This window comes from Agrobacterium tumefaciens, assembly GCF_009649785.1.
In the GTDB taxonomy this organism is placed as follows: Bacteria; Pseudomonadota; Alphaproteobacteria; order Rhizobiales; family Rhizobiaceae; genus Agrobacterium; species Agrobacterium tumefaciens.
The window spans coordinates 113,797-136,028 of the sequence record NZ_WJOK01000013.1 but is presented as its reverse complement, the minus strand read 5'-3'; the positions used below and the strand labels follow the sequence as shown (position 1 = coordinate 136,028).

21 protein-coding genes are annotated in these 22,232 nt (G+C 60.1%); 6 read left to right on the top strand and 15 right to left on the bottom strand.

Annotated features, from left to right (window positions below):
* The first annotated feature begins 91 nt into the window (after window positions 1–91).
* Genes GH784_RS15650 through mobB form a run of 4 tightly spaced genes read left to right on the top strand, consistent with a single transcriptional unit; the run spans window position 92 to window position 3,396 of the window.
* Window positions 92–1,060 (top strand): DMT family transporter, encoded by a 969-nt coding sequence (locus tag GH784_RS15650; protein ID WP_065702452.1) that lies wholly within the window; start codon window positions 92–94, stop codon window positions 1,058–1,060.
* A 1-nt stretch (window position 1,061) separates the two neighbouring features.
* Entirely contained in the window at window positions 1,062–2,261 is a 1,200-nt protein-coding gene (locus tag GH784_RS15645; protein ID WP_065660876.1) for a multidrug effflux MFS transporter, read from the top strand.
* A complete protein-coding gene (mobA, locus tag GH784_RS15640) occupies window positions 2,258–2,884 on the top strand; it encodes a molybdenum cofactor guanylyltransferase MobA (RefSeq protein ID WP_065702451.1) in 627 nt (208 codons plus the stop codon). Before GH784_RS15645 ends, mobA begins: the two co-directional genes overlap by 4 nt.
* On the top strand, window positions 2,881–3,396 hold the full coding sequence (mobB, locus tag GH784_RS15635) for a molybdopterin-guanine dinucleotide biosynthesis protein B (protein ID WP_019566162.1): 516 nt from the start codon (window positions 2,881–2,883) through the stop codon (window positions 3,394–3,396). Before mobA ends, mobB begins: the two co-directional genes overlap by 4 nt.
* 190 nt (window positions 3,397–3,586) lie before the next feature.
* Here the strand turns inward: mobB and GH784_RS15630 are convergent, their stop codons facing one another.
* The 13 genes from GH784_RS15630 to GH784_RS15570 all read right to left on the bottom strand — a co-directional run bounded on the left by GH784_RS15630 (window position 3,587) and on the right by GH784_RS15570 (window position 19,408).
* Window positions 3,587–5,152 carry a LysM peptidoglycan-binding domain-containing M23 family metallopeptidase gene (locus GH784_RS15630; protein ID WP_019566161.1) on the bottom strand — a complete coding sequence of 522 codons (1,566 nt, stop codon included), beginning with the start codon at window positions 5,150–5,152 and terminating at the stop codon, window positions 3,587–3,589.
* 345 nt (window positions 5,153–5,497) lie between these two features.
* The gene (locus GH784_RS15625) at window positions 5,498–6,139 is read right to left on the bottom strand and encodes a protein-L-isoaspartate(D-aspartate) O-methyltransferase (protein ID WP_029658770.1); all 642 of its coding nucleotides are present in this window, start codon (window positions 6,137–6,139) and stop codon (window positions 5,498–5,500) included.
* 8 nt (window positions 6,140–6,147) lie between these two features.
* Window positions 6,148–6,918, bottom strand: coding sequence for a 5'/3'-nucleotidase SurE (gene surE / locus GH784_RS15620; protein WP_013636276.1), 771 nt, complete (start codon window positions 6,916–6,918; stop codon window positions 6,148–6,150).
* A 156-nt stretch (window positions 6,919–7,074) separates the two neighbouring features.
* Window positions 7,075–8,358, bottom strand: coding sequence for a serine--tRNA ligase (gene serS / locus GH784_RS15615; protein ID WP_065687302.1), 1,284 nt, complete (start codon window positions 8,356–8,358; stop codon window positions 7,075–7,077).
* 104 nt (window positions 8,359–8,462) lie between these two features.
* Window positions 8,463–9,266, bottom strand: coding sequence for a twin-arginine translocase subunit TatC (gene tatC / locus GH784_RS15610; RefSeq protein ID WP_153793570.1), 804 nt, complete (start codon window positions 9,264–9,266; stop codon window positions 8,463–8,465).
* Complete coding sequence (tatB, locus tag GH784_RS15605) at window positions 9,263–9,991, bottom strand: Sec-independent protein translocase protein TatB (RefSeq protein WP_065702450.1); 729 nt, start codon at window positions 9,989–9,991, stop codon at window positions 9,263–9,265. Before tatB ends, tatC begins: the two co-directional genes overlap by 4 nt.
* A gap of 54 nt (window positions 9,992–10,045) precedes the next feature.
* A complete protein-coding gene (locus GH784_RS15600) occupies window positions 10,046–10,252 on the bottom strand; it encodes a twin-arginine translocase TatA/TatE family subunit (protein ID WP_003515599.1) in 207 nt (68 codons plus the stop codon).
* 130 nt (window positions 10,253–10,382) lie between these two features.
* Complete coding sequence (gene scpB, locus GH784_RS15595; protein WP_019566157.1) at window positions 10,383–11,129, bottom strand: SMC-Scp complex subunit ScpB; 747 nt, start codon at window positions 11,127–11,129, stop codon at window positions 10,383–10,385.
* Window positions 11,119–11,967 (bottom strand): segregation and condensation protein A, encoded by an 849-nt coding sequence (locus tag GH784_RS15590; RefSeq protein ID WP_013636280.1) that lies wholly within the window; start codon window positions 11,965–11,967, stop codon window positions 11,119–11,121. Before GH784_RS15590 ends, scpB begins: the two co-directional genes overlap by 11 nt.
* Window positions 11,968–12,025: 58 nt before the next feature.
* Window positions 12,026–13,042, bottom strand: a complete 1,017-nt coding sequence (gene nagZ / locus GH784_RS15585; protein ID WP_003515605.1) for a beta-N-acetylhexosaminidase — start codon at window positions 13,040–13,042, stop codon at window positions 12,026–12,028.
* A 242-nt stretch (window positions 13,043–13,284) separates the two neighbouring features.
* Window positions 13,285–16,290 (bottom strand): SPOR domain-containing protein, encoded by a 3,006-nt coding sequence (locus tag GH784_RS15580; RefSeq protein ID WP_065702449.1) that lies wholly within the window; start codon window positions 16,288–16,290, stop codon window positions 13,285–13,287.
* A gap of 66 nt (window positions 16,291–16,356) precedes the next feature.
* Window positions 16,357–18,114, bottom strand: coding sequence for an arginine--tRNA ligase (argS, locus tag GH784_RS15575; RefSeq protein WP_038492845.1), 1,758 nt, complete (start codon window positions 18,112–18,114; stop codon window positions 16,357–16,359).
* 76 nt (window positions 18,115–18,190) lie between these two features.
* The gene (locus tag GH784_RS15570) at window positions 18,191–19,408 is read right to left on the bottom strand and encodes a deoxyguanosinetriphosphate triphosphohydrolase (RefSeq protein ID WP_065702448.1); all 1,218 of its coding nucleotides are present in this window, start codon (window positions 19,406–19,408) and stop codon (window positions 18,191–18,193) included.
* A gap of 229 nt (window positions 19,409–19,637) precedes the next feature.
* Here GH784_RS15570 and erpA point away from each other — a divergent pair, with 229 nt between their 5' ends.
* Both erpA and xth read left to right on the top strand, forming a co-directional pair.
* The gene (erpA, locus tag GH784_RS15565) at window positions 19,638–19,970 is read left to right on the top strand and encodes an iron-sulfur cluster insertion protein ErpA (RefSeq protein WP_003515615.1); all 333 of its coding nucleotides are present in this window, start codon (window positions 19,638–19,640) and stop codon (window positions 19,968–19,970) included.
* 222 nt (window positions 19,971–20,192) lie between these two features.
* Entirely contained in the window at window positions 20,193–20,990 is a 798-nt protein-coding gene (xth, locus tag GH784_RS15560; RefSeq protein ID WP_065702447.1) for an exodeoxyribonuclease III, read from the top strand.
* Window positions 20,991–21,109: 119 nt separating this feature from the next.
* Here the strand turns inward: xth and exoR are convergent, their stop codons facing one another.
* The gene (gene exoR, locus GH784_RS15555) at window positions 21,110–21,904 is read right to left on the bottom strand and encodes an exopolysaccharide production regulator ExoR (protein ID WP_003515620.1); all 795 of its coding nucleotides are present in this window, start codon (window positions 21,902–21,904) and stop codon (window positions 21,110–21,112) included.
* Window positions 21,891–22,199, bottom strand: a complete 309-nt coding sequence (locus tag GH784_RS15550; RefSeq protein ID WP_233283652.1) for a hypothetical protein — start codon at window positions 22,197–22,199, stop codon at window positions 21,891–21,893. Before GH784_RS15550 ends, exoR begins: the two co-directional genes overlap by 14 nt.
* Window positions 22,200–22,232 lie beyond the last annotated feature (33 nt).

Here is a 22,232-nt window from a genome sequence, read left to right as displayed (position 1 = left end):
TCTTGGCATGGAGGAATGCGCGGTCCCGCCCGGCGGGCGACCCCTGAGAGGAATTTGGGGTTAGGCTGTGCATGGTCTGGGACAGTATGAAATGGCATTGACGGACAATACGCGCGGCGCCCTTCTGATGGCGCTCGCCATGGCAAGCTTTACGGCCAACGACGCCCTGACGAAATCCGTCACCCCCTACATCAATACCGGCCAGATCATGTTCGTGCGCGGCATCATGACGGTGGTGCTGATCTATATTGCCGCCCGGCACTTCGGCGCGCTCCGGCCGCTGAAAACCCTGATGCGCCCCATCATCATCCTGCGCTGTCTCTGCGAAGTGACAGCCGCCGTTCTCTATCTGACGGCGCTTGGACTCATAGAATTTTCCAACGCCTCGGCCATATTGCAGTCCCTGCCGCTGATCGTCACGCTGGGTGCGGCACTGTTCCTGCGCGAGCCCGTCGGCTGGCGGCGCTGGGCGGCGATCATCGTCGGCTTCATTGGGGTGCTCGTCATCATCCGGCCCGGCCCGGAAGGCTTTACCTCAGGCGCGCTGCTGGTCGTCGCCTCGCTGGCGGTCACCGCCGCGCGTGATCTTCTGACCCGCAAGATGTATGCGGATGTCCCCTCGCTTGCCATCACCTTCGTTACCGCCTCCGTCAACATGGCGGTGGGTGGCCTGCTGATCCAGCCCTTCGGCGGCTGGCAGCCCATGAACTTCATGATCCTGTCGCATCTGGCCGGTTCTGCCGTTCTGGTGCTGGTCGGTTACCAGGCAATTATTCTGGCAATGCGAACCGGCGAAATCTCCTTCGTCGCGCCATTCCGTTACACCAGCCTGCTCTGGGGTTTCATGATCGGCGTGTTCTTCTTCAATGAAAAGATCGACAGCTTCACGATCGTCGGCGCCGTGATCGTCATCGGCTCGGGCCTCTACACCTTCTACCGTGAAAGCCTGCGCAAGCGCTCGCAGATGGCCAAGCGCTCCGCCGCCACGCCCACTGCCGCGACCACCGTGCGGCCAGCGTCCGTAACGAAAGCTGCCGTTACGGAAAAAGCGGGAGAATGACATGAAAAACGCCCGCTTTCTGGATCGCACCACCCCGCCCCACATCATCACGCTCGTCGTTATCGCCGGCGTCGCGGCGCTTTGCATGAACCTGTTCCTGCCCTCGCTTGCAGCGATGGCGCTCCATTTCGAGACCGATTACGCCGTGATGCAATTTGCCGTGTCCGGCTATCTTGCCGCCACCGCCTGCCTGCAACTCCTCATCGGCCCGCTATCCGATCTCTTCGGACGCCGACCCGTCATGCTTGCCAGCATCGCGATGATGATCGTCGCCACGCTCGTCTGCATGCTGGCGCCAGATATCACCGTCTTCATGTTCGGGCGTGTGGCGCAGGCGGCCGTCGTTTCCGGCTTCGTGCTGGCGCGCGCCATCGTGCGCGACATGGTGCCGATGGAACAAGCCGCTTCGATGATCGGCTATGTGACCATGGGCATGTCGGTGGTGCCGATGGTCGGCCCAACGGTCGGCGGTCTGCTCAACGATATCTCCGGCTGGCAATCCAGCTTTGCGCTTCTTGCCCTGCTCGGGGTCGGCATTCTGGTGCTCGCCTGGTTTGATCTCGGCGAAACCAATCACAACAGATCGGCAAGCTTCTCGCAGCAGTTCCACGCCTGGCCGGAACTTCTGCGCTCGCCACTCTTCTGGGGATATGCGCTGACCTCGACCTTCTCGTCGGGCATGTTCTTTTCGTTTCTCGGCGGCGCACCCTTCGTCGGCAGCGTGCTTTATGGCCTTGCCCCGGCCATGCTCGGCCTGCAATTCTTCTTCATGGCCAGCGGCTACATGCTCGGCAACTTCGTCTCCGGCCGTTATGCGAGCCAGATCGGCATCACCCGCATGATGCTGTCGGGCAATGTCGTCGCCATCGCCGGGATTGTCGCAGCCATAGCGCTGATATTCACCGGGGCGGAAAGCCCCTATGCGTTTTTCGTGCCGCTTGCGCTCATTGGTGTCGGAAACGGTGTGACCCTGCCAAGTGCCAATGCAGGCATGGTCAGCGTCCAGCCGCATCTGGCAGGCTCCGCCTCCGGTCTTGGCGGCGCCATGACCATCGGCGGCGGTGCGGCACTTTCCGTGCTTGCCTCCTCGGTTCTGTCCAAAGAGGACGGAACCTGGCCGCTTCTTCTCGTGATGCTGGCGACCGGCCTTGTCGCCCTCCTCACCACCTATATCGTAAGGCTGCAGGAAAAGCGGCAATGACGGCGCGATTTGAAATACCCGGTCTTGTGCTTGCCGGCGGCCTGTCGCGACGGATGGGCACCAACAAGGCGACCGTGATGCTGGGCGACGAACCGCTGCTTTCCCATGTCGTGCGCCGCATCGCGCCACAGGTGTCGGATGTCGCCATCAATGCCGCGAATGGCTGGGCCGAAAGCTTTGGCCTGCCGTTGCTGCCTGACACCGTGAACGGCCATGCCGGGCCGCTCGCTGGCGTTCTCGCCGGCATGCGGCATTTCCAGAACCATCGCGCCCGGAAAAGCCACTTCCTGACAGTGCCCGCCGACAGCCCGTTCTTTCCCGAAGATCTCGTCGACCGCCTCTGCGAACACATGGCCGAAGACGCAATCGTCATCGCCGCCTCCAGCGGCCAGTTGCACCCGGTTTTCGCGCTATGGCCCGTGGCGCTCGCGGACGATCTGGAGGAATGGCTGAAGAACGATGCAAACCGGCGCATCCGCGCCTATCTTGCACGACACGTCACGATCGGTATCGCCTTCCCGCCGCTGGAAACGGCCAAGGGCAGCCTCGATCCGTTCTTCAACATCAACACGCCGGATGAACTGGCGCTCGCTCGAAGCTATCTGGAGAGCATGGAACCATGATGAGCCAAAAGGTCTTCGGTATTGCCGGCTGGAAAAACTCGGGCAAGACCGGCCTTGCGGTCCGCATCGTCACCGAGCTGACGGCGCGCGGCTATCGGGTCTCGACCATCAAGCATGCCCATCATGATTTCGATATCGACAAGGTTGGCGCCGATAGTTGGCGTCACCGTCAGGCGGGCGCGCACGAGGTCACCATCGTCTCCGGTACCCGCTTTGCCATCATGCATGAATTGCGCGGCGAAGCCGAACCGTCTTTCGAGGAAATCCTCTCCCGCCTCGCCCCTTGCGATCTCGTACTGATCGAGGGTTACAAATACGAGCCGGTGCCGAAGATCGAGGCGCGCCGACTGGAAGCTGCCAAGACCGAACCGCTTGCCGGAAGCGATCCGCACATCATCGCAATTGCCGCCGACCACGCGGTGACCGACACCACCCTTCCCGTCTTCGATCTCGACGATACCGCCACGATTGCGGACTTCATCGAGAAGACGGTTGGGTTGGTGAGGGCGTAACTGCCGTTTCGGCAAACTCTTCTCCTCCGTCATCCTCGGGCTTGACCCGGGGGCCCGCAAACCGACCGTACCATGGATCCTCGGGTCAAGCCCGAGGATGACGTCGAATGTGTGAGGACGTTTGGCCTACCCCCAAAAATGAAAAAGCCGGGCGTTCGGCCCGGCTTCATCATTCCTTGAGACGCAATACCTATTCAAGGAAACCGGAGGGGTTCACCGGCGTCGCATCCTTGCGAACTTCAAAGTGAACCTGAGGACGTTTGGCGCTGCCGGTCATGCCTGACGTGGCGATGGTCTGGCCGCGCTGAACCTTCTGGCCGCGCTGCACGTCAAGATTGGCGGCGTTGCCGTAAACGGTGACCTTGCCGTCGTCGTGGCGGACAAGAACCGTGTTGCCGAGCTGCTTAAGGCCATTGCCCGCATAGATGACCACACCATTTTCGGCGGCCTTGATCGGCGTGCCTTCCGGAACGGAGATGTTGATGCCATCGTTGCGGCTACCTTCGACGTTGTCGCCGAAATTGTTGATGACGGCGCCACGAACCGGCCAGCGATATTTGCCGATGCCCGTGGATTCCGGAGCGAGCGAGGCCATATCGGACTTCTTCTCGATATCGCCGACGCTTGCCGTTGCGGCAGGAGCGGACGGTACGGTCGCAGCTGCGGCAGGAGCCTTGTAGGGTTCCGGCTTGGCGGATGCGGTTTCCACTGCCTTGGCCGCTTCCTTTGCGGGTACGGAGGCTGTCTTAATGGCGTCGGTCGAAGCACCCGGCATGGCGAGTGTCTGGCCGACACGGATGCTTTCGGTGGAAATGCCGTTCGCGGCCTTGAGGGCTGCAACCGAAACGCCGTTTTCACGGGCGATCTTTGCCAGGCTGTCGCCCGGCTGAACCTTGTAACCACCGGCTGGCGGCATAGGCTTGCCACCGGGAGGTGTGAGCTTGCCGTTTTCAGCCGAAACCTTGTCGCGGGCAACACTCTGCGAGGGAAGCACGGCTACCTTCTGGTCTGGACCACGCAGCGGGTTCGGCTCGTCGCCGTTGCGGTTGAGCGCAATGTCACCAGCCGCAGCCTTGGCGGCATTGCGGACCTGACCGAATTTCGGAATAAGGATCGACTGGCCAGCCTGCGCGGACGCCGCGGTTTTCAGACCGTTGACCCGCAGCAGTTCCTTTTCGGGAACGCCGTAGCGGTTGGAGATAGTCGCGATGCTTTCACCCGGACGCAGCGTTACCGAAGAGGCGCCATCCGTATGCCAGCCGTTCTTGTCGGAACGGACGGTTGCGGTGGTGAGATTGTCGGCGACGGGAGCGGCAGCCTGCTGTGCAGGTGCTGCGAGAGACGGAGCGGCTGGTCGTTGTGCGGACGGGAAAGGCTGGGCCATGGCTTCGTTGCGGGTCGACGGGTCGCGGCTTGCTACCGCCGGCGGAGCCGACAGCTCGGAGCGCTGCACCGGAGAGGCCGAAGCCGAACGGGCCGTCGAAGGCTGAACGCCACCGCCGTAACCGCCGGAAGACGGATAGGAGTTGGCCGCCATGTTCTGATTGGCGTAGCCGCCCTGGGGAGCCGCAGAGGCATAACCACCGTTCATGTCACCTTGCGGGACCGGGGCCTGCCCATAAGCACCGCCGCCCTGGCGGGCTGGAATTGACGCTGTCGTCATCCGATCCGGTCCACTGGAAAAGAGGCCGCTGAACCGCGTTGCATCCGAGCTACAGCCCGTTGCGACGCTTGCCAGCAATGCCGCTGCGAACATTTTTGCGACTGATTTTCCGATTTTAGACGAATGTCTCATACGCATAACTCGATCTACACTGACGCCAACCCGCCGCATCGAGGTCGATCCGGCACAAATTTCACTTCTTGCAAGGCCCATTTCCCGATCCCGGGAAAACCATGCGTCGATGTTTATGATTAAAGCGCGTTAGTGTTACCACGCCGTTAAAACGTTAAGCCGCTCGGCGCTTTTTTGACACTTCGATAACCATGACGAAAACGGCATGTGTCATGTCGGAACAATATTATGATGGAAAATCAGTTGGTTGTGATGATTTAGAATATTCTAAGACGAAAATTAATCGCCTTCGATATTTTCATTTTGTCACAAATGCCGGGCAATATGGCTGCCAAGCGGCAGATAGGGCGTCTCGAACAGCTCTTCCTTCTCGAAGCGGCTGCCGGTCTTGGAGAAGCGCGTCATCACGCAGCGCCCGTCTTCCAGAATGATCGGCGCGATCATCATGCCGCCGGAGACGATCTGCTCGGCGAAAAAGCGGGGCATGGTGGTAAAGGCGGCGGTGGCGACGATTCGGTCGAAGGTGCCCTCGCCGACCAGACCGTTGCTGCCATCCGCCTGGCGGATGACGACATTGCGGATGGAAAGATCGTCCAGACAGTTCTGCGCCTGCTGCACTAGCGTCTTGTATCGCTCCAGCGAAAAGACCCGCTCCACCCGGCGCGCGATGATCGCCGTCATGAAACCGCTGCCGGTGCCGATTTCCAGCACGCGCTGGCCCGGCTTCAATTGCAGGCGGGCCAGGATTTTCACCGCCATGTCAGCGCCTTCCATGAAGGCGCCGCAGTCGATCGGGATTGTACGGCTGGAATAGGCATCAGCGGCGAATTGCGGCGGCACGAATCTGGAGCGCGGCGTCTGTTCGACCGCCGTCAAAAGGTCGAGGTCGGAAATCCCCTCGCCCCGCAAGCGGAGAACGAGAGCGGCAAAACCTTCCTTTTCAACCATTGCGGATTTCAATCGGCGACTCCGAATCCAAGTGCTTGCGCAACCCGATCCTTGACCGTGTAATCCGTAAGGTCAAGCTTTAGCGGTGTGACCGAAATCTTGCCGTGCTTCAAAGCGTGGATATCCGTGCCCTCGAGGAAGGTGCCGAGGCGTTCGCCAAAGCGCAGCCAGTAATAAGGAAGACCGCGGCCATCCTGGCGTTCTTCTACCGTCAGGCCGAAATCGAGCTTGCCCTGCCCGGTAACGGAGACACCCTGCACATCATCAGGTGCGCAATTGGGGAAATTGAGATTGAGGAAGGTGCCATCAGGCAATTCCACATTCATCAGCTTGCGCAGCAGATCCGGCGCATGGGTCTCAGTCACCTCCCACGGCACGACGCGGCCTTCGGAATGGCTGAAAGCCTGGCTGAGTGCGAAGGAGCGTACCCCTTGCAGCGTACCTTCAATGGCGCCGGCAATCGTGCCGGAATAGGTGACATCGTCAGCCATATTGGCACCGGCATTGACACCTGAGAGTACGAGATCGGGCTTTTCCGGCAGAACTTCACGGATGCCCATGATGACGCAATCGGTCGGCGTACCGCGCAGCGCGAAATGCTTGTCGGAAACCTTGCGCAGCCGCAGCGGCTCGGAGAGAGTCAGGGAGTGAGCAAGACCGCTCTGGTCGGTCTCGGGCGCCACGATCCAGACGTCATCGGACAGCGTGCGGGCGATACGTTCCAGCACCGCCAGCCCTTCGGCATGGATACCGTCGTCATTGGTCAGCAAAATCCGCATGTTTCTCTCTCCGCTTTTCATATCTTCCGGGACGGAGCATCCTCCCCACCGGCAGTGAGGTGTGCAGTTCTCTCAACGTCATCCTCGGACCTGTCCCGAGGATGACGTCGGCGTAATTGGGAGATTCTCCTTCCAATAGCACGACGCTGCGCTCCCTCAGGCCGCCTTCTCGATTCGTGTCAGACCGCCCATATAGGGCAGCAGCACGTCTGGAATTGTGACGGAACCGTCGTCGTTTAGGTAATTTTCGAGGACCGCGATGAGGCAGCGACCGACGGCGGTGCCGGAGCCGTTCAGCGTGTGCACGAACTTCGTCGCCTTGTCGTCCTTGCCGCGATAACGCGCATTCATGCGCCGCGCCTGGAAATCGCCGCAGACGGAGCAGGACGAAATTTCGCGGTAGGTGTTCTGGCCGGGCAACCACACTTCCAGATCGTAGGTCTTGCGCGCGCTGAAACCCATATCGCCGGTGCACAGCGTCATGGTGCGGAAATGCAGGCCAAGACGCTTCAGCACTTCTTCGGCGCAGGCCGTCATGCGCTCATGCTCGGCAACAGCACTTTCCGCGTCGGTGATGGAGACGAGTTCGCATTTCCAGAACTGGTGCTGGCGCAGCATGCCGCGTGTGTCGCGGCCGGCAGAGCCCGCTTCCGAACGGAAGGACGGCGTAAGTGCCGTGAAGCGTAGCGGCAGCTTTTCCTGCTCGAGAATTTCGCCGGAGACAAGGTTGGTCAGCGTCACTTCCGCCGTCGGGATCAACCAGCGGCCATCAGTGGTCTTGAACAAATCCTCGGAAAACTTCGGCAATTGGCCGGTGCCGAACATCGCCTCATCACGCACCATCAGCGGCGAAGAGACTTCCGTGTAGCCATGTTCCGAGGTGTGCAGGTCGATCATGAACTGGCCGAGCGCCCGTTCCAGACGCGCCAGCTGGCTGGTCAGCACGGTGAAGCGCGAGCCGGAAAGCTTGGCAGCCCGCTCGAAATCCATGTAGCCGAGCGCTTCGCCAATCTCGAAGTGCTCCTTTGCTTCATGGTTCCAGCCGGGCTTCTGGCCGACCACGCGGGTCACCACATTGTCGTGTTCGTCCTTGCCGTCAGGAACATCGTCGAAAGGCATGTTGGGCAGGCGCGACAGGGCGTCGTTAAGCTCGGCGGTGACCTGGCGGTCCTCCTCCTCGGCGCGCGGCATGTTTTCCTTGATGTCGGCGACTTCCGCTTTCAGCTTTTCCGCCAGCTCCATGTTCTTCTGCGCCATGGCGGCGCCGATGTCCTTGGAAGCGGCATTGCGACGCGACTGCATGTCCTGCAGGGACTGGATGACGGAACGGCGCTTTTCGTCGAGAGCGATCAGGCTGCTTGCGGCAGGCTCTGCGCCGCGCCGTGCAAGTGCTGCATCAAAGGCTTCGGGGTTTTCGCGTATCCATTTAATGTCGTGCATCGTCGTTCCAGACTATTGTTGGTCGCTCGCGTTTTATCAGCAAAACGCCGGGCGAAAGGCCCGGCGCGAGGAGATTTGATGAGCAGGAAGACCGTGGCGAAGCGTCAGGTCTTTTCCAGCTCCGTGCTTTTGGATTCCGCAGCACGTTTCCTCTCCACGAGTCGAGCCATGTAGATGGAAATCTCGTAGAGAATGATCGCAGGTAGCGCAAGACCGATCTGGGACATGGGGTCTGGCGGCGTCAGCACGGCCGCAACCACGAAGGCCATGACAATGGCAAACTTGCGCTTTTCCCGCAGCCAGTCGCTGGTCAGAATCCCGACCCGCGCCAGAAGCGTGGTGACGACAGGCAGCTGGAATACCAGGCCGAAGGACAAAACCAGCGTCATGATGAGGCTGAGATATTCCGACACCTTCGGCATCAGGGAAATCGCCACCTCGCCATCTACTGGCAATTGCTGCATGGCGAGGAAGAACCACATGACCATGGGCGTAAAGAAGAAATAGACGAGCGCCGCGCCGATAAGGAAAAGGATCGGCGACGCGATCAGGAACGGCAGGAAGGCGGCGCGCTCGTTCTTGTAGAGGCCCGGCGCCACGAATTTATAGAGCTGCGAGGCAATCACCGGAAAGGAGATCACCATGGCACCGAACATGGCAACCTTGATCTGCGTGAAGAAGAACTCCTGCGGCGCCGTATAGATCAGCGATGATTTCGCCACATCCAGCCCCGCCCAGATGACCGCCCACTTATAGGGAATGACGAGCAGGTTGAAGAGATGCTTGGCAACGGCGAAACAGGCGATGAAGGCGACGAAGAACGCGCCGAGCGACCAGATCAGCCGCGTGCGCAACTCCATGAGATGTTCGATAAGCGGCTGCGGCTTGTCCTCGATGTCCCCGCTCATGCTTCATCCTTTTTGGGCTTTGCAGCCTTGGTTCTTGCCGGTTTGGCCGGTTTGGCATCCGCAACGGCAACCGCCTTCTCCGCTGCCGCTTTCCTGACAGCAACCTTTTTGGCGACAGCCTTCACGGTCGGCTTCAAGACAGCAGCTTCTTCAACAGGCGCTGCGGCAGGCTTGCTGCGGGTGGTGCGCTTCGGCTTGGCGGCAACCGCTTCGGCTTCAACGGTCGCAACAGATTTCGCACGCGCACGCTTCGGCTTTTCTTCCGCAGCAGCAACCGCAGTAACCGGCGAAGACGCAGAAGGCGTGGGAACCACCGCAGGCGCCACATCCGGAAGCTTCATCTCGGGCTCCGGCACACTGACAAGAGGAGCCACCGGCTCACTTGTTGCAGGTGCTGCTGTCGACGACATCGCATCGGGAGCGGCTGTCGCCTTCTGGAGATCGGACTTGATTTCGTTGCCGAGCTGGCGAAGCGGGTTCATAGCATCGCGCAGCGAGTTGGTCGGGTTGAGATTGCGCACATCGGAGATCGTCTGCCGCACATCGTCCATGTCTGCCTCTTTCAAGGCCTCGTCGAACTGCGTGCGGAAATCCCCCGCCATCTTGCGAAGGCCGGCCATCGTCTTACCGAAGGCGCGGATCATGGGCGGCAAGTCCTTGGGGCCGACGACCACGATCAAAACGACCGCGATCACCAGAAGCTCGCTCCAACCGATATCAAACATCAAAACGCTCCCGAGACCCTAGCGCCAGTCTCAAAACAAGCAGGTTCAAGCCGCTTACTTGATCTCGTCAGCCTTGTGGTCAACAGTCTTCGCGTTGACATCGGCCGGCGGCGGAGTCTGATCTTCGTCAGCCATGCCCTTCTTGAAGCTCTTGATGCCCTTGGCGACATCGCCCATCAGTTCCGGGATCTTTCCGCGTCCGAAGAGAACGAGAACGATCACCAGCACGATCAGCCAATGCCACACACTAAAAGAACCCATAACTGAAACTCCTGAATTTCGCTTTCAGACGATGTAAGACGTTTGAAAGGCTTTTTCAAACAACAAATCGTTGCTTCAACAGGCTGTGGGCATAAAGTTTTCGTGCCTTGTCATCCGCATGAAGACGATATCAATCGTCGCCATCGCCGCCACCAGGTGCAAGCAGGCCCAACTCTTCCAGATCGAGCTGCGTGATCGGGTCTTCGTCTTCGCGCAATTCGTCGCTCATCATCGGCAAAGGCACGCCGAAATTGGAAGGAATACGGCCCGAAAGCAGGCCCGCACCCTTCAGTTCCTCAAGGCCCGGCAAGTCCCGCAATTCCTCAAGGCCGAAATGGTCGAGAAACTCCACCGTGGTGCCGATCGTCACCGGCCTGCCCGGCGTGCGCCTGCGGCCCCTGAAACGCACCCAACCCGCTTCCATCAGCACATCGAGGGTACCGCGTGAGGTTTGCACGCCACGGATTTCCTCGATTTCGGCGCGTGTCACCGGCTGATGATACGCCACAATCGCCAGAACCTCCAGCGCCGCACGCGATAGCTTCTTAGGTTCCTTTTCCTCAGAATGGACGACGAAGGAGAGATCGCCGGCCGTGCGGAACGCCCATTGCCCGCCCACCTGCACCAGATTGACACCCCGCTCGCCATAAGCGGCCTTCAGCCCGTGGAGTATGGCAACGACATCCATGCCGCGCGGCAGCCGCTCGGCAATGAAGGCAACTGAAACCGGTTCGGCCGAGGCAAAGACCAGCGCCTCGGCAATGCGCTCGGCTTCCTTCAGCTGACGCTCGGAAAATACCGCGGGCTCGGCCCCAACCACATCCGCCGCCCCATCTGCCACGATGGCGGCTTCGCCGGTCTCGTCGTCATGCGTCATTATCAGTCCTTTCCGCATTCGGCGCGCGGTCATCTCGCTCGCTCCTGCGCATATAGATGGGCTGGAACGCGCCCTCCTGCCGGATTTGCAGCGATCCCTCGCGCACGAGCTCCAGCGAGGCGGCGAAAGCGCTGGCGATTGCCGTCACGCGCATCGCGGGGTCAGGCACATATTGCAGCAGATATTGGTCGAGCACCGTCCACTCGCCGACATCCCCGAGCAGACTGGTCAGAAGTTCCCGGGCTTCCACAAGCGACCAGACCTGCCGCTTTTCAATCGTGACCTGGGTGATGGCCTGCCTTTGCCGCAGATTGGCATACGCACTCAGGAGATCGTAGAGGTTCGCCTCGTAAGCCGAGCGGTTGATATGCGGAATATGCTCCGGCGCGCCACGGGCGAAAATATCGCGGCCAAGCTGGGCGCGGTTGACGAGGCGTTCAGCCGCCTCCCGCATCGCCTCCAGACGCTTCAGCCGGAAGGCCAGCGTCGCGGCCATTTCTTCGCCGGAGGGGCCGTCATCCTTCGCCTGCTGCGGAATGAGAAGCTTGGACTTGAGGAAGGCAAGCCAGGCCGCCATCACCAGATAGTCGGCAGCAAGCTCGATGCGCACGCGGCGGGCTGTTTCCACGAATTGCAGATATTGCTCGGCAAGCGCCAGCACCGAAATGCGCGAAAGATCGACCTTCTGCGTGCGAGCAAGGTGTAGCAACAGATCGAGCGGGCCTTCGAAACCCGCGACATCGATCACCAGCCCGGCCTCGCCCGTCAACCGCTCCGGCGTCACATCCTGCCAGAGCTTGTCCATAGGCGTTGAAGTGCGAGACTTGTCTGCTGCCATTGTTCCATCCGCCGGGCGTCCGGCCTGTCGTCCCGAGTACCGGGCCGCCGCCCGATTGTCAGGAAACGGCCCACATGGCGTTGAATTCGGCTCTCAGTTCAGCTTCGTCGGAGGCATCAGTGGCGGGAAAACCCGCTTCCACGGCCCGCACCCGCTCCAGCGAACGGCCGGAAAGAACGGGAACCTCCTTCACGACCTCAAGCATTTCACCCATCACGCCGTTGCAATGCAAGACTATATCGCAGCCACCCGCAACAATATTCGCGGCACGCTGGCCAAGCGTGCCCTTCAGCGCATTCATGGAACTGTCGTCGGACATCAACAGACCGTCAAAGCCGATTCGCCCACGAATGATCTCCTCGATCACCTTTGGCGAGGTCGTTGCCGGACGCTCCCGATCGACGGCATTGAACACCAGATGCGCGCTCATCGCCATCAATTCACGGTTCAGCGCGCGGAATGGCACAAAATCATGGGCGTCCAGCTCGTCCAGCGGCACATCGACAACAGGCAATTCATGGTGCGAATCCACCATGCCGCGACCGTGGCCCGGCATGTGTTTCATGACAGGCAACATGCCGCCCGCCTTGAGACCGTCAGCCGCCGCCTGCCCCATCTCCGCCACCATGGTCGGGCTGTAGCCATAGGCCCGGTTGCCAATGACGTTACTGGCGCCTTCCACCGGCACGTCGAGCACCGGCAGGCAGTCGATATTGATGCCGAATTTCATGAGATCGAAGGCATGCAGACGCGACATCAACCACGCCGCGCGCAGGCCTTCCTCGCGGTCACGCTCGTATATCTCGCCAAGAATGCGGGCATTCGGATAGGCTTGCAAAAGCGGCGGCTTGATGCGCTGAACGCGCCCGCCTTCCTGATCGATCAGAACCGGCGCATCCGGCCGCGCGACGGCATCGCGCATTGAGGCGACGAGATCGGTAATCTGTTGCGCATCACCGATATTGCGCCCGAACAGGATGAAACCCCAGGGCCGCTCATTGCGGTAAAGGGCAATCTCGTCAGCGGAAAGCGTAAGCCCGCCGCATCCGAGGATCATAGCTTTGCAATCGGTCATGATGTCACGCTCACAGAATGGGGAAATGGCCTTATACCGCAAGGCGTCGGGGATAAGTCGACAACCCCTCCGCCGTCATGCTCGGGCCTTTCCCGAGCATCTGCAACCGAACGGTTGGCGAAACGTTGGCAGATCCTCGCCACGGGGCCGAGGATGACGTCGAATGTGAGGAAAGCCTTTCCCCACTGCGAGGGCTGCCTTAGACGGCAGCCCCAATCTTCACTCAACCGGATCAGCCGCGATCAGCGCGCCACCAGGCAGCTGCCGCCAGCTGCGCGGAACTTTTCGCACAGCGCCACGGCTTCGTTCTTGTCCCCCGCCGGGATGCGGACGCGGTAGAACGTGCCCTTGCCGGCGATCTCAGCGGCCTTGATGTCGACGCCCCGACCAGAAATGACCGAACCGAACTTGGCCGACATGTTCTGGTAGGACTTCTGGGCCTCCGCCTGGCTCGGCAGGGACGCGATCTGGATGTAATAACCACCCGAAGACGGCGCGCTCGTTGCTGCGGGCATGGCGGCGGCTGTCTGCTGCTGTGCAGCCTGCGGCTGGGCCGGAGCAGTTGCAGCAGGACGGACGTTGCCCTGATTGGTCACCGTTGCCACCACATTGGAAGGCTGTGCAGACGGACGCGCCGAAGGAACGGGCGCAGCCGACTGCGAGGCCGGTGTGGAGGAAGCGGCTGGCGTATTGGCCTGCGGGTGTTCAGGCGCAACCGGAACACGCGAAGCGGCGATGACGGCGGGAGCGCCCTCACCCGGCTTGGCTGCCTGCGGTGCAGCAAGCTCCGCGACCTTGTCGGCCTTCGGTGGCTGGGCAGCAGGCGCATCGACTTCCTGTGCAACCAGCGTACCATCAGGCTTGACGATCATGGTGCGGACCTTGCGCGGCGAAACGCCCGTCGCACCGGCACCTTCGTTCTGGCTGGCCTTTTCTTCCGGCGAAAGCAGGCGCGGATCTTCAGTCTCGCCAACCGGCGTGCCGGTGGCTTCCATGTCCGCGTCGTTTTCACCTTCCAGCGGCAGCTGTTCGGGTATCAGCGTACGCTGGACCACATCGACAGGCTTTTCGTTGCTGGAGATCAGCGCCGGTTGCTTCGGATCGGCAGCGCTACCACCGGCCACGCGGTCGTAAACCGCCTTGTCCTGGTTGGGCACGACGCGGCCACCCGGATTTTCCGGCACCACCTTCATCGGGTCGTTATCGGCGGAAATGATGACCGGCGCGCCATTGGAGCCCGCTCCGGACGAACCGCCCGACATCAGCGCGTAAACACCACCACCGACAAGCACCAGACCGATTGCTGCGGCAACCGGCATGATCCAGCGGCGACCGCCGCGTTCTTCTTCGCGATAGGCCGGCTGATGGTCGACATAGGTATTCTCGGCATCGCGCGGCGCATTGCCACGCGAGGCAGCAGCCTCCTGCATAGAGCGGCGGAAATCTTCTTCCAGCGCCCGCTCAAATTCGTCGACCTCCTCCGGACCCTGTGCCTGAGGACGCGCCTGCGGGGCAGCAGCCCGGTTTTCCGCATGTTTGTGACGGTCAAGACCACCGGCAACCGCCGGGGCAAACAGCGTTGCGAGCTCGGTGTCGATATCGAGGTCTTCTTCGTGACGACGGGCGACAGGCTTGGGTTCGAAAACGCCGACCGGCAATTCCGGCACGTCCATCTCGGTAATATTTTCCGGATGTTCTTCCGTCTCACCGATCTGCGAGGGATCGAAAGGCAGGCTTTCAAGCGTTTGTGGTGCAACCGGCTGCGGTGCGGCTGCGACCGGACGCGGCTGAACCGGAGGCGCGGCTACCGGAATTGCAGCAACCGGGGCCGGGCGCGGCTGAGGTGCTGGCTGTTCCCGCACCGGCTGCGGCGCGGCGGCAGCAACCGCTACCGGAGCGACCGGCTGCTGGCGAACGGGCTGCGGCACAGGCGCAGGTGCGACTTCCGCTGCAGCGATTTCGGAAAGGTCGAGGTCAAGATCGAGATCATCAAGCGCAAGCTCGAAATCATCGTCGTTGAAACCTGCGAAATCCCCAAAGTCCGGCTCCTGAACGGGCGGCGCTGCTACGACCGGGGCTGCTTTTACAGGGGCTGCGGCAACCGGCGCCGTGGCAACCAAAGGCGGCTCCACTCTTGCAGCCGGAACGATAGGCGCAGCCTGTGCGATGGGGGCATCCTGAACGACAGGCTCTTCGCCGCGTCCGGGAATGGAATATTTCGCAACGCCGTAGATCAGCTCGTCCATCGGCGAAAGATTTGTTTCAACCGGCTTCTCTGCAACCGAAGGAGCAAAGGTAGGTGCAGTTTCTTCCGCCTGAACGAAGACGGGCTCAGGCGCCGGAACTGGTTCGGCCTGTGGCTCGATCCGGGCTGCAGGCAGCGCTTCGGCCCTCGGCTCGATCCGCTTGGGATCACCTGCCGCAACATCGCGGCGCGCGCCGAAATTGGCAAGCGGCAGACGCAGGCTGGAAAATTCCAGCGAAGAACGGCCACCATGCAAAGGCGGACGCACGGAAATCGGCGCCGGCGCTTCGGCGACGGCGATCTCTACCTCATCGGCAAGATCGAAAGACTGCGGCTCAGGCGCATGGCTCTGATCGGAATGCGCAATATTGCTCGAAACATCGGCCGGAAGCTCAGGCATGGCGTGCCAGGTGCTTTGAGCCGGCTCGACAGCCTGCGGCTCTTCCCATGCAGCCTGCTGGTAAACCACCGGCTCGGCAGGGCGCGACTGGCGCGAATGCACATCGAAAACCTCGGCAACCGCACCGGCATCGTCACGGAAATCCGCGCGGATGTCCTGCGTCGACGTCTCGACGTAATTGTGAATGTAGGCCTGATCGGCCTCGGGAAGTGGCTCCTGGCTCACTTCGGGTGCGGGGCTTGCCTCGAACACGGGTTCGTCCGCTGGCGCAAGCTCAGGCTCGCGCCGGGCGAAAACCGATTCGACGCGCTGCATGAAGTCGCTGGGGTGGATGCCCGCACGCACATCGTTTGCCGGGTCAAGAACGACCGGATCGGCATGCGGCGCATCGTAAACCTCGAACTCTCGAAGCAGCTCGTCTTCGAGATTGAATTCGGGTTCGCGGCGGGTTGCCGCAGAGCCGGCGCGTGGCGCAGCTTCGGAACCCGCATGCGAAGGACGCTCATCGAAACCGACGATACGCGCCAGTTCTGCCAGAGGATCGTTGTCAGCGAACCCTTCAGACCGGGCGTCCCGGTTATACGCGACATTTTTTTCGACCATTACGTGTTCCACCATCTACGCATTGCAGCTCTTGCCAGCGTATTGTGAGCAAATAATGGTGATATGTTATCGCATCTCGTCAGGCGCGTCCGCTCCTAAAAGCGTAAGACCAGACTTCAAAACATTCGCGACAGCATTCACCAGCCCGAGTCTGGCAATGCTCAATTCTCGGTTTTTATCGTTAATAAAACGTAATTCCTGATGGTCTTTACCTTTGTTCCAGTGTCCATGGAAGGAACTGGCGAGATCATAGAGGTAAAAAGCAAGCCTGTGCGGCTCGTGTGCAAGGGCTGCGGATTCGATCAGGCGCGGGTACTCAGCAAGCTTTGCAACCAGCTGCAACTCGTTGATATCGCTAATCAAAGCAACGGAAGACGACATGTCGTCCTGCGAGAGCGCAAGACCCGGAAACGCTTCCTGCGCCTGGCGGAAGATGGACATGCAACGGGCATGCGCATATTGCACGTAAAAGACCGGATTATCCTTCGATTGTTCGGTCACTTTCGCAAAATCGAAGTCCAGCGGCTCGGAATTCTTCCGATAGAGCATCATGAATCGCACGGGATCGCGACCTACTTCGTCCACCACATCGCGCAGCGTGACGAAATCGCCTGAGCGTTTCGACATCTTCACCGGCTCGCCATCGCGATACAGCTTCACGAGCTGGCACAGAAGAACCGTCAGCTTCGACTTGCCTTCCGAGACGGCGCGCGCAACCGCTTCAAGCCGCTTCACATAGCCGCCGTGGTCGGCGCCGAGCACATAGATCATCTCGGAAAAACCGCGATCGAACTTGTTCTTGAAATAGGCAACGTCGGCGGCAAAATAGGTGTAGGAACCGTCCGACTTCATCAGCGCGCGGTCCATGTCGTCGCCCACCTCGGTGGACCGGAACAGCGTCTGCTCGCGGTCTTCCCAGTCTTCCGGCAACTCGCCCTTCGGCGGCGGCAGGGTGCCCTTGTAGACGTGGCCCTTGAAGGTGAGATCGTTGATGGCCGAGAGAATGGGTCCGCCATTGCCCTCATGCAGCGTGCGCTCCGAGAAGAACACGTCGTGCTTGACGTTCAGCGTCTCCAGATCCTCACGGATCATCACCATCATTGCGGCGATCGCCTTGTCCTTGACGATAGGTAGCCACTTTTCCTCGGGCATGGCGCGCAGCTTGATGCCATATTCATCCGCCAGCGCCTGGCCGACTGGAACGAGATAGTCACCGGGGTAGAAGCCCGACGGAATGGCGCCGATATCTTCGCCAAGCGCCTCGCGGTAACGCAGGAAGACCGAACGCGCGAGCACGTCGATCTGCGAGCCGGCGTCGTTGATGTAATATTCCTTGGTCACGCCATAACCGGCGAAGGCGAGCAGGTTCGCCAGCGTGTCACCCACGACAGCACCACGGCAATGGCCGACATGCATAGGACCGGTGGGGTTGGCGGAGACATATTCGACGTTGATCTTCTGGCCCGCGCCGATCTTCGAGCGGCCGAAATCGATGCCCTGCCCGATCATGTCGGCAAGAAGACGCTGCCAGTAACCGACAGAGACCTTGAGATTGATGAAGCCGGGACCGGCGACGTTGACGCTATCGACATCGCCATCGGCCTGAAGTGCTGGCACGATGAGTTCGGCCAGCGCCCGCGGATTGGTGCCGAGCGGCTTCGCCAAAACCATAGCGGCATTGGTTGCGACATCGCCATGGCTGAGATCGCGCGGGGATTCGACCGTAATTCGACTGAAATCGACCTTTTCGCGGTTCTCTTTCACGAGATCGAGAGTCTCGAGCGCGTTTTTGATCCTGGTATCGAAATCGGCAAAAATGTTCATCGTTCCAACCTGCGCGAAGGGCTTCTGTTCATGTCCGGCCATCATAACCGGGTTGGCTTCGCGATCGCCCGCTGCCCTATCGCAAATCGGGGGTGTGGTCAAACAGCCGCTGGTGGGCGCGCAGTGCATAACTGTCGGTCATACCGGCCAGATAATCCCCCACATGGCGGGCTTTTGCGGCCTTGCTCATACCGGAAATGCTGTCCACCCAGTAGTGACTCTGCATCTCTGCCGGCACTTCCATATAACGGTGGAAAAGGTCGGTAACGATCTGCGTAGCGCCGGCGCGGATGCGCATGATTTCCGGATGCCGGTAGATATGGGCAAACAGCAGTTTCTTGATCTGCCTGTCGGTTTCAGCCATTTCCGGCGAGAAAGTCGCGACGGTAAAATCAGCGGCGCGGATATCGGCCGCACTCTCCGGTTTCAGCCGGGAAAGATTCTGCTGCGCGACCCCGATTACATCCTCGACCATATGGGTGATCTGGCGGCGCATGATTTCATTGGCGAAGCGTTCCTTGTCGAGCACGGGATATTTCGCACGTACCTCAGCCATCAGCTTGCTGAGGAAAGGCACCTCTTCCAGCATCTCGAAGCTCAGATAACCGGCACGCAGGCCGTCATCGATATCATGGGTATTATAGGCGATGTCGTCGGCAATAGCCGCCATCTGTGCCTCAAGGCTGGCATAGCTGCCGATTTCCAGATCCTGCAGCTCGCAATATTCGAGGATGGGCAGCGGAACCGGGCCCTTCACGCCCTCGCCCTCGGCATTGACCAGCGGGCCATTGTGCTTCACCAGCCCCTCCAGCGTCTCCCATGTCAGGTTGATGCCGTCATATTCGGCGTAGCGGCGCTCCAGCTTGGTGACGATGCGCAGCGACTGCGCGTTGTGATCGAAGCCGCCATAGGGCAACAACACCGCATCCAGCGCATCCTCACCAGTATGGCCGAACGGCGTGTGGCCGAAATCATGCACCAGAGCCACGCCCTCGGCCAGATCCTCGTCCAGCTTCAGAGCACGTGCGAGTGCGCGGGCAATCTGCGCAACCTCAATCGTGTGGGTGAGCCGGGTGCGGTAATGGTCGCCGTCAGGGCTGATGAAAACCTGCGTCTTGTGTTTAAGCCGGCGAAAGGCCGTGGTGTGGACGATGCGGTCCCGGTCGCGCTGGAACTCCGAGCGCGTCAGGCTCCCCTCCTCGGCAAAAAGACGCCCGCGCGTGGTCCATGGATCAGAGGCGAAAACCGCCCTCTCGCCACTTCCGAAACCCAATGCGCGCTGGTCTATAATCATTCATCCACCTGTACTGTTCTCTGGCCGGGACTTCCTTTGACCCGAAGTCCATGGCCTTTGACCATTGACCTTTTCATCCACCCTTCATACCTATCGCAAAGGTCGGCGCAAAGCATCATCGCTGCAAAGGCCGTTGCGGACATCGCTATAGACCGTTTATTTGACTGGTTTATAATGGTGGCGACAAATCTATTGCTCTCCGGTTCTTGACCCCGGCACGAGGAACGACATGGAAAACAGCGACATTACACTTTCGGAAGCCGCAGCGAAGCGAATCGCCCAGATCGTCGCAGCGGATGCGGGCAAGCAGGCTCTGCGCGTTTCGGTGGAAGGCGGCGGCTGCTCGGGCTTCTCCTACAAGTTCGATCTGGCGGAAGACCCCGCCGATGACGACATCGTGATTGCGCGTGGCGACGCCAAGGTGCTGATCGACAGCCTGTCGGTTGTCTATATGGCCGGCTCTGAAATCGACTTCGTCGACAATCTGCTCGGCCAGTCCTTCCAGATCAAGAACCCGAACGCGGTCGCAAGTTGCGGCTGCGGCACCAGCTTTTCTATTTGATGGTGATATCAAGCGCCAAGCTTGAGATCATTCACGCCTTTCTCTCCGCCCTCGTTCCTGCGCTCGTCACAGGAATGAGGGTTTGGGGAGCTGCGGTGCATCCATAGCTGTTGATCTACCCTGCCCCGGCTTCTATCCACCACATCCTCACCAGCCGTTTCCAAAAACGGTGGCAATCGCTTTTGCATCGGGTAAAAGTAACCTCACAAAAGGGAAACTCCGATGAAGATTGCCACCTGGAACATCAACGGCGTCAAGGCGCGTATCGAAAACCTCTGCCAGTGGTTGAAGGATTCATCGCCCGACATCGTTTGCCTTCAGGAAATCAAGTCGGTTGACGAAGGCTTTCCCCGCCTTGAGCTGGAAGCGCTCGGCTATCACGTCGAGACCCATGGCCAGAAGGGCTTCAACGGCGTCGCCCTTCTGTCGAAGATGAAGCCCGACGAGATCAATCGCGGCCTGCCGGGCGACGATGCCGATGAACAGGCGCGCTTCATCGAGGGCGTGTTCTCCGTTGATGGCGGTGTGATCCGGGTCTGCTCGCTCTACCTGCCGAACGGCAATCCGCCTGACGATCCTGTCAAATATCCCTACAAGCTCGCATGGATGGAGCGGCTGCGCCGCTTTGCCGAAGATCGCCTTGCGCTTGAGGAGCCGCTTATTCTGGCGGGTGACTACAACGTCATCCCCGAACCCTTCGATTGCCACGATCCGCGGGTCTGGGCTGGCGATGCGCTGTTCCTGCCCAAGACGCGCTCGGCATTCCGCAGGCTGGAAAATCTCGGCTTTACCGATGCCGCACGCGCGACGACGGATGAACCCGGACTTTATTCCTTCTGGGATTATCAGGCTGGCGCATGGCCTAAGAATAACGGCATCCGCATCGATCACCTGATGCTGTCGGCGGAAGCGGCCGACAGGCTGGAATCGGTGAGCATCGAAAAACATGTGCGGGCCTGGGAAAAACCGTCCGACCACGTACCGGTCTGCGGTTATTTCAATTTTACGCCGATCAATTGAACGGCGCTCGCCGGGCGAGTTAGAGAATTTCCGGTAAAAGTGCGCCGAAACAAAGAGTTAGAGCACGTCAAACGATTCCGTTTAAACAGGACGTGCTCTAGTCGCCTCAGCCAAAATTGTCAGTTCGGATCGTCGATCTGCATGTTCTGCGCCAGCGCGATGGCCGCGCGGCGATCGTTTTCACCCGCGAGCGAAAAAGCCTGTTCCTGAAGGGTCTGTATCCAGGTGCAATCCACCGCCGTGCACTTGTCGAGCGCGGCCGTCATGAAGGCGAGCCCCTGCGTCGTCTGGCCTTCCTGGAAAAGCAGATTACCGAAAATCGACATGGCGCCGGCATGGCCGTGCTTGCGTGCCTGATTGAGCCACTTCTTGGCCTGCTGCACATCCGCCCGGCCGCCCTCACCCGCAAGGATCATTTCCGCCAGACGGAACTGGGCCTCAGCCACGCCAAAGGTGGAAGCCACCTGAAAATAGAGCTGGCGGGCCTGCGACAGGTCCATCTTTACCGGAGTGCCGGGAATGCCGTGGCGGTAATAATCGGCAAGAGAAAGCAGCGCGTTGACGAAGAAGCCGGTATCCTCGGAGCCCGGCTCGACGCCCTGGCTGGCAATTTCGCTGTAAATCTTGAAAGCTTCGAAGTCGTTCTTGGCAACGCCATCGCCGAAGGCATACATATTGGCAAGCGCCCAGCGCGAGCCGGTATGGCCCTTTTCGGCCGCATAGCGATAGGCCTCGACGGCTTCGTCCTTGTTACCGTTCTTGTAGGCCTTGAAGCCGAACTTGAACAGGTCGAAGGGCCCGGATTCCTTGGTAACGCCTGCGTTGATGTCAAAAGCCAGCACCGGCATTGCGAGCGACGCAAGCAAAAGGCTCATGATGAGCGGCTTTAGAACATGTGCTTCACATTTCAGCATTTAGGCGAACTTCTCTCACTCTTCCCGGCATATAGCCAATACTTGCGGAATACTGCAAAGCTGAACCCCGCCGGGTCGCGATTTTTCGAACACACTGCGTCTTTCCGGCAGCACTTTCCAGCGCACTGCCGGTGGTCATATGCGGTAATTGCTCCAAATTTTCAGTGAGACAGATATAGGCATAATTTCCGGCAATATAACGGCGTTTGACCGCCTGCCGGTCAGCGCCAAACAAGAAACCCGGATCAAATTCCCGTATTACTTGCTTAAACCCTGAATCCAAACCCGTTTTCACTCTTCGCAACTCCGCAGGCCCACATCAAACGCC